The 16582-nt window shown below is 56.1% G+C and carries 20 protein-coding genes; 7 read left to right on the forward strand and 13 right to left on the reverse strand.

Annotated elements, in window-relative coordinates:
* Window positions 1-66 precede the first annotated feature (66 nt).
* Window positions 67-2010 (forward strand): bifunctional 2',3'-cyclic-nucleotide 2'-phosphodiesterase/3'-nucleotidase, encoded by a 1944-nt coding sequence (locus tag ACMGGE_RS14520; RefSeq protein ID WP_063622697.1) that lies wholly within the window; start codon window positions 67-69, stop codon window positions 2008-2010.
* Between the two features lie 91 nt (window positions 2011-2101).
* Here the strand turns inward: ACMGGE_RS14520 and ACMGGE_RS14525 are convergent, their stop codons facing one another.
* Entirely contained in the window at window positions 2102-2488 is a 387-nt protein-coding gene (locus ACMGGE_RS14525) for a winged helix-turn-helix transcriptional regulator (RefSeq protein WP_023331869.1), read from the reverse strand.
* Window positions 2489-2572: 84 nt separating this feature from the next.
* Between ACMGGE_RS14525 and ACMGGE_RS14530 the strand changes: the two genes are divergently transcribed.
* From ACMGGE_RS14530 to ACMGGE_RS14540, 3 genes are all read left to right on the forward strand, one after another.
* A complete protein-coding gene (locus ACMGGE_RS14530) occupies window positions 2573-3421 on the forward strand; it encodes an SDR family oxidoreductase (protein ID WP_048027886.1) in 849 nt (282 codons plus the stop codon).
* Window positions 3422-3502: 81 nt separating this feature from the next.
* Window positions 3503-4327: an AraC family transcriptional regulator gene (locus ACMGGE_RS14535; protein WP_008502887.1), complete on the forward strand. Its 825-nt coding sequence runs from the start codon at window positions 3503-3505 to the stop codon at window positions 4325-4327.
* Window positions 4328-4402: 75 nt separating this feature from the next.
* Window positions 4403-5368, forward strand: coding sequence for a DMT family transporter (locus ACMGGE_RS14540; protein WP_045907980.1), 966 nt, complete (start codon window positions 4403-4405; stop codon window positions 5366-5368).
* A gap of 79 nt (window positions 5369-5447) precedes the next feature.
* On the opposite strand, the gene ACMGGE_RS14545 is transcribed toward ACMGGE_RS14540, so the two are convergent.
* Window positions 5448-7097: a methyl-accepting chemotaxis protein gene (locus tag ACMGGE_RS14545; protein ID WP_045907979.1), complete on the reverse strand. Its 1650-nt coding sequence runs from the start codon at window positions 7095-7097 to the stop codon at window positions 5448-5450.
* A gap of 244 nt (window positions 7098-7341) precedes the next feature.
* Here ACMGGE_RS14545 and ytfE point away from each other — a divergent pair, with 244 nt between their 5' ends.
* Complete coding sequence (gene ytfE, locus ACMGGE_RS14550) at window positions 7342-8004, forward strand: iron-sulfur cluster repair protein YtfE (protein ID WP_252073862.1); 663 nt, start codon at window positions 7342-7344, stop codon at window positions 8002-8004.
* 86 nt (window positions 8005-8090) lie between these two features.
* On the opposite strand, the gene cycA is transcribed toward ytfE, so the two are convergent.
* Together cycA and fklB are read right to left on the reverse strand one after the other, a co-directional pair.
* On the reverse strand, window positions 8091-9500 hold the full coding sequence (cycA, locus tag ACMGGE_RS14555; protein ID WP_008502891.1) for a D-serine/D-alanine/glycine transporter: 1410 nt from the start codon (window positions 9498-9500) through the stop codon (window positions 8091-8093).
* Window positions 9501-9812: 312 nt separating this feature from the next.
* Window positions 9813-10433: an FKBP-type peptidyl-prolyl cis-trans isomerase gene (fklB, locus tag ACMGGE_RS14560; protein WP_008502892.1), complete on the reverse strand. Its 621-nt coding sequence runs from the start codon at window positions 10431-10433 to the stop codon at window positions 9813-9815.
* Between the two features lie 233 nt (window positions 10434-10666).
* Between fklB and ACMGGE_RS14565 the strand changes: the two genes are divergently transcribed.
* Window positions 10667-11311 carry an OapA family protein gene (locus tag ACMGGE_RS14565; protein WP_252077655.1) on the forward strand — a complete coding sequence of 215 codons (645 nt, stop codon included), beginning with the start codon at window positions 10667-10669 and terminating at the stop codon, window positions 11309-11311.
* Window positions 11312-11379: 68 nt separating this feature from the next.
* Here ACMGGE_RS14565 and rplI read toward each other — a convergent pair whose 3' ends face one another.
* From rplI to rpsF, 4 genes are read right to left on the reverse strand one after another with little or no spacing between them, the layout of a single operon-like run.
* Window positions 11380-11829 carry a 50S ribosomal protein L9 gene (rplI, locus tag ACMGGE_RS14570; protein ID WP_008502894.1) on the reverse strand — a complete coding sequence of 150 codons (450 nt, stop codon included), beginning with the start codon at window positions 11827-11829 and terminating at the stop codon, window positions 11380-11382.
* Window positions 11830-11870: 41 nt separating this feature from the next.
* Window positions 11871-12098, reverse strand: coding sequence for a 30S ribosomal protein S18 (gene rpsR, locus ACMGGE_RS14575; RefSeq protein WP_000135199.1), 228 nt, complete (start codon window positions 12096-12098; stop codon window positions 11871-11873).
* A 4-nt stretch (window positions 12099-12102) separates the two neighbouring features.
* Window positions 12103-12417, reverse strand: a complete 315-nt coding sequence (gene priB / locus ACMGGE_RS14580; protein ID WP_008502895.1) for a primosomal replication protein N — start codon at window positions 12415-12417, stop codon at window positions 12103-12105.
* A gap of 6 nt (window positions 12418-12423) precedes the next feature.
* Window positions 12424-12819, reverse strand: a complete 396-nt coding sequence (gene rpsF, locus ACMGGE_RS14585) for a 30S ribosomal protein S6 (RefSeq protein ID WP_014830397.1) — start codon at window positions 12817-12819, stop codon at window positions 12424-12426.
* Window positions 12820-13157: 338 nt separating this feature from the next.
* Here rpsF and yjfY point away from each other — a divergent pair, with 338 nt between their 5' ends.
* Window positions 13158-13433: a DUF1471 family protein YjfY gene (yjfY, locus tag ACMGGE_RS14590; RefSeq protein WP_045907976.1), complete on the forward strand. Its 276-nt coding sequence runs from the start codon at window positions 13158-13160 to the stop codon at window positions 13431-13433.
* Between the two features lie 142 nt (window positions 13434-13575).
* Here the strand turns inward: yjfY and ACMGGE_RS14595 are convergent, their stop codons facing one another.
* The 5 genes from ACMGGE_RS14595 to ulaB are packed head-to-tail and all read right to left on the reverse strand — an operon-like array spanning window position 13576 to window position 16570.
* Window positions 13576-14262 carry an L-ribulose-5-phosphate 4-epimerase gene (locus tag ACMGGE_RS14595; RefSeq protein ID WP_420293909.1) on the reverse strand — a complete coding sequence of 229 codons (687 nt, stop codon included), beginning with the start codon at window positions 14260-14262 and terminating at the stop codon, window positions 13576-13578.
* Window positions 14255-15115: an L-ribulose-5-phosphate 3-epimerase gene (locus ACMGGE_RS14600; protein WP_045907974.1), complete on the reverse strand. Its 861-nt coding sequence runs from the start codon at window positions 15113-15115 to the stop codon at window positions 14255-14257. Before ACMGGE_RS14600 ends, ACMGGE_RS14595 begins: the two co-directional genes overlap by 8 nt.
* Before the next feature lie 9 nt (window positions 15116-15124).
* Window positions 15125-15775 carry a 3-keto-L-gulonate-6-phosphate decarboxylase UlaD gene (gene ulaD, locus ACMGGE_RS14605; protein ID WP_008502901.1) on the reverse strand — a complete coding sequence of 217 codons (651 nt, stop codon included), beginning with the start codon at window positions 15773-15775 and terminating at the stop codon, window positions 15125-15127.
* Window positions 15776-15787: 12 nt separating this feature from the next.
* Window positions 15788-16255, reverse strand: a complete 468-nt coding sequence (gene ulaC, locus ACMGGE_RS14610) for a PTS ascorbate transporter subunit IIA (protein WP_024907321.1) — start codon at window positions 16253-16255, stop codon at window positions 15788-15790.
* A gap of 9 nt (window positions 16256-16264) precedes the next feature.
* Window positions 16265-16570, reverse strand: coding sequence for a PTS ascorbate transporter subunit IIB (gene ulaB / locus ACMGGE_RS14615; protein WP_003856022.1), 306 nt, complete (start codon window positions 16568-16570; stop codon window positions 16265-16267).
* Between the last annotated feature and the right edge of the window lie 12 nt (window positions 16571-16582).

Genomic DNA, 16582 nt, shown 5'->3' on the forward strand with positions numbered 1-16582 from the left:
TTCTGTAAGCAACAAGCTATAGATACATACTCTTTTGTGGTCTGCATCGAAAAAAGGACTCCTCTGATGATTAAGTTTAGTGCAACGCTTCTGGCGACGCTGATTGCAGCGAGCGTTCAGGCGGCGACGGTAGATCTGCGTATTCTGGAAACGACAGATCTGCACAGCAACATGATGGACTTCGATTACTACAAAGATACCCCGACGGAAAAATTCGGACTGGTACGCACGGCAAGTTTGATCAATGCCGCACGTGGCGAAGTGAAAAATAGCGTGCTGGTCGATAACGGCGATCTCATTCAGGGCAGTCCGCTCGGGGATTACATGGCGACTAAGGGGCTGAAAAAAGGCGAGGTCCATCCTGTTTATAAAGCGATGAACACCCTGGACTATACCGTGGGTAACCTTGGCAACCATGAATTCAACTACGGTCTGACATACCTGCACGATGCCCTGGCAGGTGCAAAATTCCCGTACGTTAACGCCAATATCATCGACGTTAAGACCCAAAAACCGCTCTTTACCCCTTACCTGATTAAAGAGACCGAGGTTGTCGATCGGGACGGGAAAAAGCAGACGCTGAACATCGGCTATATTGGTTTTGTCCCGCCGCAGATCATGACATGGGATAAGGCCAACCTCGACGGTAAGGTGACCGTTAACGACATCACCGAAACCGCGCGCAAATACGTGCCGGAAATGCGTGAGAAAGGCGCCGATCTGGTGGTCGTTGTCGCCCACTCGGGTCTCTCCGCCGACCCGTACCAGGCCATGGCAGAAAACTCCGTTTACTACCTGAGTGAGGTTCCGGGCGTCGATGCGATCCTGTTCGGCCACGCCCACGCGGTCTTCCCGGGCAAAGACTTCGCCAGCATCAAAGGGGCGGATATCGGGAAAGGCACGCTCAACGGCGTGCCGTCGGTGATGCCGGGCATGTGGGGTGACCATCTTGGCGTAGTGGATCTGGTGCTGAATAACGACGGCGACCGCTGGAAGGTGACGCAGTCAAAAGCCGAAGCGCGTCCGATCTACGACGCGGCAGCGAAGAAATCACTGGCGGCGGAAGATAAAAAACTGGTCGACGTGCTGAAGCACGATCACGACGCCACGCGCGAATTCGTCAGCAAGCCGATCGGTAAATCCGCTGACAACATGTACAGCTTCCTGGCGCTGGTGCAGGACGATCCGACCGTCCAGGTCGTCAACATGGCGCAGAAAGCCTATGCCGAACACTTTGTGCAGGGCGATCCGGATCTGGCGAAGCTGCCGGTCCTGTCCGCCGCTGCGCCATTCAAAGTGGGCGGACGTAAGAATGACCCGGCAAGCTATGTTGAGGTCGAAAAGGGCCAGCTCACCTTCCGTAATGCCGCCGATCTCTATCTCTATCCGAATACGCTGGTAGTGGTTAAAGCCACCGGGAAAGAGGTAAAGGAGTGGCTGGAGTGTTCTGCCGGACAGTTTAACCAGATTGACCCGCGCAGCAGCAAGCCGCAGTCGCTGATTAACTGGGACGGCTTCCGCACCTACAACTTCGACGTGATCGACGGCGTGAACTACCAGATTGACGTCACCCAGCCGGCGAAATATGACGGTGAGTGTCAGGCGATCAACCCGCAGGCGGAGCGCATTAAAAACCTGACCTTCAACGGCAAGGCGATCGACCCGAATGCCACCTTCCTGGTGGTGACCAATAACTACCGTGCCTACGGCGGTAAGTTTGCCGGTACGGGAGATAGCCATATCGCCTTTGCCTCGCCGGACGAGAACCGCTCGGTGCTGGCGGCGTGGATCAGCGCGGAGTCGAAAAAGGCCGGCGAAATTCATCCGGCGGTGGATAACAACTGGCGTCTGGCGCCGATCCACAGCGATACGCCGCTGGATATCCGTTTTGAAACGTCACCGTCCGACAAGGCAGCCGCGTTTATCAAGGAGAAGGCGCAATATCCGATGAAGCAGGTCGCGACGGATGATATTGGGTTCGCGATTTATCAGGTGGATTTGAGCAAGTAGCGGCGATTGTGCCGGGTGGCGGCTTCGCCTTACCCGGCCTACCCGTAATCTTCCATCCCGTAGGCCGGGTAAGCAAAGCGCCACCCGGCTTTTACGCCGCGCGATCGTCCCGATTCGCCATCACCTTCGGCGTATTTACCTCAATCCAGTCCGCCAGCGCGGCGACTTTTTCGCTGACCTCAATACCCATCGGCGTCAGGCTATACTCTACGTGCGGCGGCACGACCGGATACGATACGCGATCGACAAACCCGTCCTGCTCCAGCGCCTGAAGCGACTGGGACAGCATCTTTTCGCTCACCCCGCCCATTTTACGGCGCAGATCGCTAAAGCGATGCGTCCCCTGGCGCAGCGCCAGCAGAATCAGTACCCCCCAGCGGCTGGTAACGTGTTTGAGCACCTCTCGTGAAGGGCACTGTTCCGCGAAAAGATTGCCATCGCGCATTTGTTCGCTGAGCGTCGGTATCGTTGTTTTCATACTTACCTTTTTGTACGTACTTACTAAAAGTTAGCTATGGTGCTAGTGTGCCACAACACCAGACAAACACGAAGGAGATTCATCATGATCGCGATTACCGGCGCCACCGGCCAGCTTGGCCATCTCGTTATCGAACAGCTGTTGAAAACCGTACCGGCTAACCAGATTGTAGCTATCGTACGTAACCCGGCGAAAGCGCAAGCCTTAAACCAGCAGGGAATTGTGGTGCGTCAGGCGGACTACACGGATGAAGCCGCCTTCGCCGCCGCGCTGAGCGGCGTGGATAAGCTGCTGCTGATCTCGTCCAGCGAAGTCGGCCAGCGCGCAACCCAGCACCAGAACGTGATTAACGCCGCCAAAACGGCAGGGGTGAAATTTATCGCCTACACCAGCCTGCTGCATGCGGATACCTCACCGCTCGGCCTGCACGTTGAACACGTTGCCACTGAAAAAGCGCTGGCGGCGTCCGGCATTCCTTATGCCCTGCTGCGCAACGGCTGGTATACCGAAAACTATCTGGCGAGCGCGCCACCTGCGCTGGAACACGGCGTGTTTATTGGTGCGGCAGGCGAAGGCAAAATTGCCTCAGCCACCCGCGCAGACTATGCCGCGGCGGCAGCCAAAGTGATTGCTGAAGAGGGCCACGCGGGCAAGGTGTATGAACTGGCGGGCGACCACGGCTGGACGCTGAGCGAACTGGCGGCTGAACTCAGCAAACAGAGCGGGAAGCCGGTCACCTACCAGAATCTCAGTGAAGCGGATTTTGCCGCCGCGCTGAAGAGTGTCGGCTTGCCTGCCGGTCTGGCCGATATGCTGGCGGACTCCGATGTCGGGGCCTCCAAAGGCGGGCTCTTTGACGACAGCCATACGCTGAGCAAACTGATCGGACGCGCCACCACGCCGCTGGCGCAGAGCATCAAAGCCATTCTGTAATTGTTACGGGATGGTTATTTTTTGTGGCATCCCCTCTGGTCATCTTTGATAATGAAAAGATGACCCACGAGGAGGCTTACCGTGCAAGGCGTACCGGAACAATTTAATGATGAAAGAGACAGCGCGCGCTTTCGCCATCTGGCGCAGCTGCCGGGCCTGGAGTTGTACCACGCGCACATTTCTGACTACGCCTTTGAGCCTCACACCCATGAAGCCTTCGGGATCGGCACGATTGAAACCGGTGCCGAACGCTTTCGCTATCGCGGTAGCCAGCATCTCGCGGCGGAAAAATCCGTCGTTACCATGAACCCGGACGAGATCCATACCGGCGAATCCGCCACCGAGGGCGGCTGGCGCTACCGGATGGTCTATATCGAACCCGATCTGCTGGAAGAGGTGACCGGTCTGCGGCACTGGTGGTTCAGCGACGTGACCCGTCATGACCCGTTGCGCTCGCAGCAAATCGGCAGGCTTATTTACGGCTTATGGCACACGGACGATCCGCTTGCGCAAAAAGGATTACTGCTGGATCTGATTGAGACCTTCCAGCCGTTTGCCCATCACGCGCCGCGGGTTCAGGAAGGCGCGCACCGCTTCGAACGGGTACGCGAGTACCTGCACGACAACTATATGCGCGCCCTGACGCTGGACGAACTGGCCAGCGTCGTTTCACTCAGCCCGTATCATTTCCAGCGCCAGTTCAAAGCCCATTTTCACGTGACGCCGCATCAGATGCTGATGGCCATTCGCCTCTGGCGCGCCAAAGCGTTCCTCACCCACGGCATGCCCGCCGCAGAGGTTGCCGCCGCAACCGGGCTGACCGATCAGTCGCATCTGACCCGCGCGTTTACCCACCGCTACGGCATTACCCCCGTGCGCTACCAGAAGCAGGTCACCCGGCGCTAATGCGCAACCTCATACAATACGCACGCATTTGCCCCTCCTACACTGAGAACAAAGTAAATACCTGTGGATGGAAAAATGATTAGTGGAGTGTTGTATGCCCTGCTGGCCGGGATGATGTGGGGGCTGATTTTTGTCGGCCCGCTGATCGTGCCGGAGTACCCGGCGATATTGCAGTCGACCGGACGTTATCTGGCGCTGGGGCTGATTGCCCTGCCCCTGGCGTGGCTGGGGCGCGCGCGCTTGCGTCAGCTCAGCCGTCAGGACTGGGGCACCGCACTGGCGCTGACCATGATGGGCAATCTTATCTATTACGTTTGCCTCGCGAGCGCCATTCAGCGTACCGGTGCGCCGGTATCGACCATGATTATCGGCACGCTGCCGGTCGTCATCCCCGTCTTTGCTAACCTGCTCTACAGCCACCGCGATGGCAAACTGGCGTGGTCAAAAATGGCCCCGGCGCTGGTCTGCACTGCCCTGGGGCTGATATGCGTCAATATTGCCGAGCTGCGTCATGGGCAGGGGGATGTTGACCTGTGGCGATACGGCTCTGGCATTCTGCTGGCGTTCATTTCCGTGGCGTGCTGGGCCTGGTATGCCCTGCGCAACGCGCGCTGGCTGCGAGAGAATCCGGACAAACACCCAATGATGTGGGCGACGGCGCAGGCGCTGGTCACGTTGCCCGTATCCGTCGTGGGGTATCTCGGCGCATGCCTCTGGCTGGGCCATCAGCAGCCGGACTTCGCCCAGCCCTTTGGGCCAAGACCGTGGGTGTTTATCGGCCTGATGGTGGCGATTGCAGTGCTGTGTTCATGGGTGGGCGCGCTGTGCTGGAATATTGCCAGCCAGAAGCTGCCGACGGTGATCTTAGGGCCGCTGATTGTCTTCGAAACCCTGGCCGGACTGTTGTATACCTTCCTGATGCGCCAGAGCGTGCCGCCGTTGTTCACGGCCTGCGGGATCGTGCTGTTGGTCGTGGGCGTGGTGATGGCGGTGAGAGCGAAGCCGGAAAAACCGAGTGTTGTTCCGGCGTCGGAGATGTGAGTATTGCCCGGCGGCGCTGCGCTTGCAGGGCCTACAAAACCGTAGGCCCGGTAAGGCGTAGCCGCCACCGGGCAAGACCTTAAAACGTTTCCCAGTTCCCTTCAGACGCCGCCGCGACAGGCTGCGCTTTTGGCACATAGGTTTTCACCGGCGCCGCTTTAACCGCCTGGTTGCGGGTGATTTTAAATACCGCCACCGCTTCGTTCAGACGTGCAGCCTGATCTTCCAGCGCCGCCGCTGCGGCCGCAGACTCCTCCACCAGCGAGGCGTTCTGCTGGGTCACGCGGTCCATTTCGGCTACCGCCTGGCCCACCTGGTCAATACCGCGGCTCTGCTCGTCAGAGGCCGAGGCTATTTCGCCCATGATGTCGGTGACGCGGGTGACCGCATTGACGATCTCGGCCATCGTGGCTCCGGCTTCGTTAACCAGCTGCGAACCCGCGTTCACGCGTTCGCCGGAGTCGTCGATCAGCGCTTTGATCTCTTTCGCCGCCTGAGCGCTGCGCTGGGCAAGGGTACGCACTTCCCCTGCCACCACCGCAAAGCCACGGCCCTGCTCGCCTGCACGGGCCGCTTCCACCGCCGCGTTGAGCGCCAGAATATTCGTCTGGAAGGCAATCCCGTCGATCACGTTAGTGATTTGCGCGATCTTGCTGGAACTGGTGGCGATCTCATCCATCGTACGTACGACGCCCTCCACCACGTTACCGCCCTTCTTCGCCGTTGAGGAGGCATCCAGCGCCAGACGGGAAGCCTGACGCGCGTTATCGGCATTCTGCTTCACCGTTGCCGTCAGCTGCTCCATGCTGGCTGCCGTCTCTTCCAGAGACGCAGCCTGCTGCTCGGTGCGGGAAGAGAGATCGTTACTGCCTGCAGAGATTTCGCCTGCACCGGTGTAAATGGTATCTGCGCCTTCACGCACTACGCCCACGGTGTTCGCCAGCGAAGTTTGCATCTCCTGCACGTTGCGCGCCAGGATAGCCATTTCATTTTTACCGTCGGCCTGAATCGGCTGGGTGAGATCGCCTGCCGCAATGGCGCGAATATGGTTAATCACCTCTTCCAGCGGCAGCAGCAGCACGCGGCGCATCGCAATCCAGCTGGAGATAATCACCACAATTACCAGCAACATGACCGCAGAGAGGATCCACAGGATGCGCTTGTAATCACTTTCGTTATCCTGAATGCCTTTATCCGTGAGCGCAGCCTGCGCTTCACGCCATTCACGATAAACCGTCTGCATCGCGTTCTGTTTTTGTTCGGCATTCTGCTTGAACATATCTTCCAGATTGCCCTGGCTCAGCAGAACGTTCATTTGTGTCAGCGTCGCAGAGTAAATGCGGTACTGCTCTTCGAGTTGGTTAGTCAGGCTCTCATCCAGGCCTGGCGTATTCGGCAAGGCATAGTATTTATCGTAATGAACCTGCGCTTCAGTCAGCAGATTTTTCGCCGTGGTCACCAGCTCATTCAGCTGACCGCCGTTAATTTGCGAGGCCATGCTGCTTTGCAGGCGCAGCATCCCGCGGTTCAGGGTGACGCGCGCCTGGTTCAGACTGATCCACGCATCGGTAAACTCCGCCACGTTCTTGCTGGAGAGCTGCGCCACGGTGAAGTTGTCTTTATCGTTGTTCAGGGCGTTGATAAAGATACCGGCGGAAATCACTTGCATGATGCCGAGCACAAGCAGCACCGAAATCAGAAGGGTAATGACTTTTATACGTTTAAACATGCGTTGCCTTTGTTATATGCAGGTTTGTCTGACGTGGATATATCGGCAGGCACAGCGGGTTGTTTACTGTTTCTCCACCTTTAAAAAGTTTCGAAACCACTTTCCTGAGCCCATTCAGAGAGTTAAATCGGATATTTTTTTGTGATCTGCATCTCATTTTTACCCGTCCCTCTAAAGGGTTATAGCGCCACCTTAAAGATGCATTTAATATGCATCTTATATTATTGAGAATGAGGTAACTGCTATGGCCTTTCGCGACCAACCCCTCGGCGAGCTGGCGCTCTCCATTCCTCGCGCTTCTGCGCTGTTCCGTAAATACGATATGGACTACTGCTGCGGCGGTAAGCAAACTCTGGCGCGTGCGGCGTTACGCAAAGAGCTGGACGTTGAGGTGATTGAAGCCGAGCTGACGCAGCTGGCCGCGCAGCCCATCGACAAAGACTGGCGAACCGCTCCGCTCGCGGAAATCATCGACCATATCATCGTGCGTTACCATGACCGTCACCGTGAACAGCTGCCGGAGCTGATCCTGCAGGCGACCAAAGTCGAGCGCGTCCATGCCGACAAACCTTCCGTACCGCGCGGTCTGGCGAAATACCTGACCCTGCTGCACGAAGAGCTTTCCAGCCATATGATGAAAGAAGAGCAGATCCTCTTCCCGATGATTAAACAGGGAATGGGAAGCCAGGCGATGGGGCCCATCAGCGTGATGGAGAGCGAGCATGATGACGCAGGCGAACTGCTGGAGGTGATCAAACATACCACCCAAAACGTCACGCCGCCGCCAGAAGCGTGCACAACGTGGAAAGCGATGTACAACGGCATTAACGAAACGATCGACGACCTGATGGAGCACATCAGTCTGGAGAATAACGTTCTGTTCCCGCGGGCATTGGCGGGGGAATAAAAAAGCCCGGTGGCGCTAGCGCTTACCGGGCCTGCAACGTCCTCGAACGTAGGCCGGGTAAGCGTCAGCGCCACCCGGCAACATGCTTAACGCATGCCAGCCATACGTTTCTTACCGATAAACATCCAGCCCAGCCCCAGCGCGATAAACCACAGCGGCGTGACGATCAGCGCCTGACGGGTATCATCTTCCAGCGTCAGCAGAACCAGCACGAAGACGAAGAACGCCATGCACACCCAGCACATCAGCTTGCCCAGCGGCATCTTGTAGATCGATTTTTCATGCAGGTGTGGGCGCTGTTTGCGGTACACCAGATAGGAGCAGAGGATGATGGTCCAGACGAACATAAACAGGATCGCAGAGACCGTGGTGATCATGGTGAATGCGCCAATCACGCTTGGGTTCACGTAGAGCATCACCACACCACCCAGCAGACACATGCAGGAGAAGGTCAGCCCTTTTGCCGGTACGGCACGCTTAGAGAGCTTGGCGAACGCGCTCGGCGCCACGCCTTCCTGCGCCAGACCAAACAGCATACGGCTGGTTGAGAACACGCCGCTGTTTGCGGAAGAAGCCGCAGAGGTCAGCACCACGAAGTTAATCAGGCTCGCTGCCGCAGGCAGGCCTACCAGCACGAACAGCTCAACGAACGGGCTCTTGCTTGGCACCACCGAGCTCCACGGCGTCACGGACATAATGATAATCAGCGCGAAGACGTAGAACATGATGATACGCACCGGAATGGAGTTGATGGCGCGCGGCAGGGACTTCTCAGGATCTTTGGTTTCCGCAGCGGTTGTTCCGACAAGCTCAATCCCCACAAACGCGAACACCGCAATCTGGAAGCCGGCAAAGAAGCCGCTGATGCCTTTCGGGAACCAGCCGCCGTCATTCCACAGATGGGTAAACGACGCCTGAACGCCGGTTGGTGACTGGAAGTGGGTGAGCACCATTACCAGGCCCACCACGATGAGCCCGACAATGGCCACAATTTTGATCATTGCGAACCAGAACTCCATCTCACCGAACATTTTAACGGTGGCGAGGTTAAGGCTCAGCAGCAGAACGATGACCGCCAGCGAGGCCACCCAGTCCGACAGCCCCGGGAACCAGAACTGCGCGTAGGCGGTAATCGCCACGACATCCGCCATACCGGTCACGACCCAGCAGAACCAGTAGGTCCAGCCGGTAAAATAGCCCGCCCATGGTCCGAGCAGGTCTGAAGCGAAGTCGCTGAAGGATTTGTATTCAAGGTTCGAGAGCAGCAGTTCACCCATTGCACGCATCACGAAGAACAGCATAAAACCGATAATCATATAGACGAATATGATTGACGGTCCGGCGAGACTGATGGTTTTGCCTGACCCCATAAACAACCCGGTACCGATGGCACCCCCGATGGCAATGAGCTGAATATGACGGTTTGTGAGATTGCGCCGTAGCGACTGTTCAGACGACGCCTCTTCGTCGGCGACGACTTTGACCTGATCTACCATGTGATATTTTCCTGTTTATGCCTGTCTGTGTTGTTAAGGCTCTTCTGGCCTTTAAATACGTCAAAAAAATGACGTTCCCTTGTAAGGGCTAATCGATATTAGGTAAGAATCGGCGGGATGAATACTATGATTTAGATATTATGTTAATAATATGTTGAAAGTGAGTGTCATATCACTCATACAGCGCGAAACAGCTCACAAAAATACACGCAACAGTTTCGTTTGCAAGATAAAATATTGATTCCGGCTTAACTATAGGTTTTCACGCTATTTTCCCCTCCCCAGCCGGGGAGAGGAGATAAGAAAAGTCGATTACAGAATTTCCAGCAGCTCGACTTCAAAGACCAGGGTGCTGAATGGCGGGATGGACGCGCCAGCGCCGCGCTCGCCGTAGGCCAGGTTGTGCGGAATAGTCAGTTCCCATTTAGAACCCACTGGCATCAGGGTCAGCGCTTCGATCCAACCTGCGATAACGCCATTCACCGGGAACTCAGCCGGTTCGCCGCGCGCCACGGAGCTGTCGAAGACGGTACCGTCGATCAGCTTACCGGTATAGTGTACGCGAACGTGGTCGGTACGCGCCGGGATCGCGCCATCACCCTGATTGATCACGCGGAACTGCAGACCAGACTCGGTGCTGTTCACGCCTTCACGCTCACGGTTCTCTTCCAGATATTTCACACCTTCGGCGGCCATCTCTTCAAAACGTGCGCGACGCACGGCGTCAGCACGTTCGTGGATTTCACGCAGCGCACGGTGCACAACGTCAACCGGAACGGCAGGCTGTTTACCTTCCAGCGCGTCAGCGATACCCGCCACCAGCGCTTCGGGTAACAGACCTTCCAGGCCGGATTCGCTCAGCTGCTGTCCTACCTGCAAGCCGATACCGTAACTTGCCTGCGCTTCGATAGTGTCAAAAGTCGGGGTGGTCATGGGTTTTCCTTCCATCACATTTAAAGTAGCGGGCAGCATATCAGCCATGCCCTTATGGGTAAAACTTTGTCTGAAGTTAAGGTGACAAACCGCGACGAAACAGAAACAATAGAGAGAACCAGGATTAATCCCGAACTGATGTCACGGATGTCGGGTTTACTACGCCGTTCAGGCAGTTAGCAAACTATACTTCGGGGCACAGGATAAAAAATACGCGGAGCAGGAGGAGTGCCATGCCCGGGCGATTTGAACTGAAACCTACCCTGGCGAAAATCTGGCAGGCGCCGGACAATTTTCGCATCATGGACCCGCTGCCGCCTCTGCATCGCAGAGGGATCATCATTGGTGCGCTGATGGTGATTGTGGGCTTCCTGCTTCCTTCCGGTGGCGATGATGTTGATACCGCCCCCGTCACCCGCAATGCTCAGCTGGATATTCAGTCGCAAACCCGACCGCAGCCTGACGCACAGCCGATGCAGACGCAGCTCGTCACCCCGTCTAACGACCCGGGTCAGGTCGCGCCGGTTGAGCCAGAGCCCATTCAGGACGAACAGCCGCAGGAACAAGCCGCCGCCCCGTCTCAGCCTCAGGCGCAACAGCCCACCGGCATTGAGCAACAGTGGCGTTCCTATCGCGTAGAGTCGGGTAAAACGCTGGCGCAGCTGTTCCGTGACCACAACCTGCCGCCGACAGACGTGTATGCCATGGCGAAAGTGGAAGGTGCGGGTAAGCCGCTCAGTAACCTGCAGAATGGCCAGATGGTGCAAATACGCCAGAATGCCAGTGGGGTGGTGACAGGGTTAACGATTGATACCGGAAATGGACAACAGGTGCTGTTTACCCGCCAGCCAGACGGCAGTTTTATCAGGGCACGTTAAGGACTGGGATCTGTAAAAAGCAAAACGCCGGCACAAGGCCGGCGTTTCAACGTGAGCAGAGTAAAAAATTACTCAGCTACAACGTTAACAACCAGTTTAGCGAACACTTCGCTGTGAACCTGGAAGTCAACTTCGTGCTCACCAGTGGTACGCAGAACGCCGTTCGGCAGACGAACTTCGCTCTTAGCCACTTTAACGCCTGCTGCAGAAACTGCATCAGCGATATCGCGGGTACCGATGGAACCGAACAGTTTACCTTCGTCGCCAGCTTTGGACGCGATGGTAACGGTGCCCAGTGCGTTGATTGCTTCAGCGCGAGCATTAGCAGCCGCCAGAACGTCAGCCAGTTTGGCTTCCAGTTCAGCGCGACGTGCTTCGAAAAACTCTACGTTTTTCTTGGTAGCTGGAACAGCTTTACCCTGTGGAACCAGGAAGTTACGAGCGTAGCCCGCTTTAACGTTTACCTGATCACCCAGGCTGCCCAGGTTTGCTACTTTATCAAGCAGAATAACTTGCATTACCTTATCCTCTTAAAGTCGTATTAATGGACCGTGCCCGATTACTGATGACGATCAGTGTACGGCAGCAGGGACAGGTAGCGAGCGCGTTTGATAGCGCGAGCCAGCTGACGCTGATATTTTGCACGAGTACCGGTGATACGGCTTGGGACAATCTTACCGCTTTCGGTGATGTAGTTTTTCAGCGTTGCGATATCTTTATAGTCGATCTCTTGAACGCCTTCCGCGGTGAAACGGCAGAACTTGCGACGACGGAAATAACGTGCCATATGGCTAGTCTCCAGAATCTATCAAATCAATCTGCTCGGCATGCAGAACCATTTTGCTCAGACCGTTCTTTGCCTTGTGGCAAGAGATGAACCCCTGAACGATTACTGCACTACCGACCGTTAAACTGTGAGTAATGGCCTGGTTTTCGTGTCCGCTAATAATAACGGGCATTTGGCACCACGCCTGCCGGTGAAACCCGGCTTCCTCTTGCACAGAACGATGCTCAAGCACGAACTGGCAATGCGGAATTCCTGATGGACTGACCTTTCGAAGGGGAGCCCTGCATACGATGCCGGACAACGCCAGACGGTTGGTCATCAGAAATTACTCTTCAGAATCCCCAGCATCAGAATCATCTGCGGTTTCGTTTGCGAAATCATCGCGACGCTCACGGCGCTCGTCTTTCGCTTTAACCATCGGAGATGCTTCGGTAACTGCGTGTTTAGTACGCATAACCATGCTGCGGATAACGGCATCGTTGAAGCGGAAGTTAGTTTCCAGCTCATCGATCACTTCCTGCGGCGCTTCAACGTTCAGCAGAACGTAGTGAGCTTTGTGCAGTTTGTTGATCGGATAAGCCAGCTGACGGCGGCCCCAGTCTTCCAGACGGTGGATCGTGCCCGCTGCTGCAGTGATTGCACCAGTGTAGCGCTCGATCATACCCGGAACCTGTTCGCTCTGGTCAGGATGGACCATAAAAACGATTTCGTAATGACGCATCGAATTGCTCCTTACGGATTATTCAGCCTCCTGTCTGGGTCAGCCGAGGCCCGGGGAGGCAAGGAACGTGTTAAAGGTCGGCTGAAAAATTGACGCGTCATAATACTTGCGCGCCCCCGGAAACTCAAGCTGATTGCACAAATAATTCGCACAAAGCGCGAAGCGGGTCTAAGTGGGTGATTTAAAATTACTCACACCCGGAAGCGGTGTTTTTTTGAACAACTGCATCAGAAATGGTCACGCTTCCCCGCCGGAGGAATGATTACACTTTAATCAGAGATCACCTGAACAGAAGAAGGAGTCCCCCTCTCAGAGCACGCAGTCGTGGAGCGCATATCATGAAACAAATCGCATTAGCCCTAATGGCAGCGCTTTTGCTCAGTGCAAACGCGATGGCAGCCATCAAGATAGACAGCCGACAGGCCAGAAACATGGATGATGTGCAAAGCTTGGGCGTCATTTACATCAATCATAATTTCGCCACGGAAAGTGAAGCAGATCAGGCCCTTAATCAAGAAACCGATGCACAGGGCGCAACCTATTACCACGTGATGTTAATCCGTGAGCCCGGCAGCAACGGCAATATGCACGCCAGTGCAGATATTTACCGATAACGCGTTAACGCTAGCACCAGGAAAGCCAACAACGAGAACATAGCCATAGTTGACGTTGCCCCCTGCCCGGGGGCTTTTTTTTTGTGAATGGCTCCGGAATACCACCGGTTACAACTGTTTTTCGGTATTCCAGAGCACTTATTCACTTCTGCCCGTAATAGGCATTCGGGCCGTGCTTGCGCATGAAATGCTTATTCATCAGATAATAATCAATCCCCTGAAGCTGTGGGTTGATGCCGCGGGCAATCCACGCCATGCGTGCCACCTCCTCCATGACAACCGCATTGTGAACGGCGTCGTGGGCATCTTTTCCCCAGGCGAACGGGCCGTGCTGATAGACCACAATACCCGGCGTATGCAGCGGTTCGCTTTCACCCAACGTTTCGATGATAACCTTCCCGGTGTTGAGCTCGTATTCGCCTTCCACTTCAACCTGCGTTAATGCGCGCGTGCAGGGGATGTCGCCAAAGAAGTAGTCCGCATGCGTTGTTCCCAGCGCCGGGATCGCCAGCCCCGCCTGTGCCCAGGCCGTGGCATGGGTCGAGTGGGTATGCACAACGCCGCCGAGTGAGGGATAACGACGATAAAGCGCCAGATGGGTCGCCGTATCTGAAGAGGGACGCCATTTTCCCTCTACGACGTTTCCGTCAAGATCGACCACCACCATATCGTCAGCGTTCATGGTGTCATACGCCACACCGCTCGGCTTAATCACGATCAGCCCCTGTTCGCGATCGATAGCGCTGACGTTACCCCAGGTGAAGGTGACCAGGCCATAGCGCGGCAGATCCATGTTGGCTTCAAAGACCTGCTGTTTAAGCTTAAGCATGTTCAGCCTCCAGTAACCCCGCGCGCGCCATACGCTCGCGCACCCAGTCCCGCGCCTTTGCTACTTCCGCCGCAGGGTTTTCCGACGTTTCGCTCCACATCTCGATCAGATAAGGCCCGCAATAGCCGGTCTGCCTGAGCGTCTCGAAGCACCGTTCGAAATCCACCACCCCTGTGCCGAACGGTACGTTTTTAAACACGCCAGGACGGGTATCTTTGACGTGCACCGCCACGATATGCCCCATACCTGCCTGCAGTTCCATCTGCACATCGTTATCCCATGCCGACAGGTTGCCGATATCAGGATAAAGCTGGAACCACGGGTTATTCAGATAGTGCGCGTAGCCCAGCGCCTTGCTGATGGAGTTCATCAACGGGTAGTCCATGATCTCCATCGCCAGCGTGACCTGCGCACGGCTGGCCATCTCAACGCTCTCCTTCAGGCCGTCACGGAAACGACGGCGCGTTTCATCGTTGGCTTCCTGATAATAAACGTCATAACCCGCCAGCTGGATCACGCGGATACCCACGTCCTGCGCAAAGCGAATGGCTTTACGCATGATCTCCAGCCCCTGAGCGCGCACAGCATCGTCTTCACTGCCGAGAGGGAACCGCCGGTGGGCGCTCAGGCACATCGACGGCACGCGTACCCCCGTTTCGGCGATGGCGCTCACCAGCGCCAGGCGCTGTTCACGGCCCCAGTCGAGACGAGAGAGGCGTTCGTCCGTCTCATCCACGGACATTTCGACAAAATCGAAGCCCAGCTGTTTTGCCAGCTGTAACCGCTCCAGCCAGCACTCCCCCGCAGGGAGTGCCTTTTCATAGATGCCAAGCGGGACCTGTTTGGACAACATACCCGCTCCTTAGCCCCAAAGCTGAGCGATTGAGCGTTTGAACTGACGCGCCGCTTCCACCGGAGACGCCGCATCACGAATGCTGCGACCGGCAATAAAGACGTGAATCGGAATGCCCTTGAACAGCGGCAGATCTTCCAGTGCCAGGCCGCCGGTAACGGTGACTTTAAAGCCCATATCCGCCAGACGTTTGATCGCGCTGATATCCGCTTCGCCCCACGCCACCCCTGCGGCCTGCGCGTCGCGGCTGCGGTGATACACCACCTGCTGAATACCCGCATCACGCCACTCCTGGGCCTGCTCCCAGGTCCAGAAACCGGTCAGCTCAATCTGCACGTCGCCGTTAAACTCTTTTGCCACGTCCAGCGCGCCTTTGGCGGTGTTGATATCCGCACAGCAAATGACGGTGACCCAGTCGGCGTTGGCTTCGAAGCACATGCGGGAGAGGATTTTTCCTGCGTCGGCTATTTTGGCATCTGCCAGCACGATTTTGTGCGGATAAAGCGCCTTCAGGTCGCGAACGGCGCGAACGCCCTCGCCCACGCAGAGAATGGTACCCACTTCGATGATATCGACTTCTTCCGCAATCAGACGGGTCGTTTCATAAGCGTGGGACAAGGTCTGGTTATCAAGCGCAACCTGCAACATGGGTAATGACATTTTCAATTCCTCTTAAACAGCCGCCGCTGTGGCGTTATCAATTAAATCCAGCACGTCCTGCTCGGTACGGCAGGCGCGTAAACGGTCGAAATTGGCTTCGTCATCAAACAGATTGACGATCTGCATGATGCCCACCTCCTGGTGGGTGTTAGCGTCAACAGCGGCCATGGTGATCAGGATGTCGACCGGGTCATTATCTTCGTGGTTAAACACCAGCGGCGTTTTCAGCGTCACCAGCGCGAAGCCGGTTTTCTTGACGCCCTCTTCCGGGCGGCCATGCGGCATCGCCAGGCCCGGCGCAATCACAAAATAAGGGCCATGTTGCGCCACGCCATCCAGAATGGCCTGGTAGTAACGCGGCTCGACAACGTCAGCCTTAACCAGCAGATCCACGCTCAGCTTTACCGCTTCCTGCCAGGTGCTGGCCTCAGCCTGTAAAAGGATGGAGTTATTCTCTGCCAGCGAATCACGTAGTTTCATATGGCGTCCTTACTTCACGTCTTGTGGAAAGTGCTCTTTAATCACTTCCAGCAGTTTTGGTCCGAAATCCGCAGGCGACAGCATGTTGCGCACGCCCACCACGTATTTATTACCCGACACACTGATTTCGCCGGCGATATGAGTAGAGGCGATGATGATGTCCGCGCCGTTCAGCTCACTTTTGTATTCACCCACTGCGCAGCTGTTCACCGTGTGGTCGATGTTGGACTGGGTTAAAAACTGGTCCACTTTCATCTTCATGATCATGGAGCTGCCTTGCCCATTACCACACACAGCCAGGATACGTACGGTCATAATCGAAACTCC

Source organism: Enterobacter sp. BNK-22 (assembly GCF_048684805.1).
Taxonomy (GTDB): domain Bacteria; phylum Pseudomonadota; class Gammaproteobacteria; order Enterobacterales; family Enterobacteriaceae; genus Enterobacter; species Enterobacter quasiroggenkampii.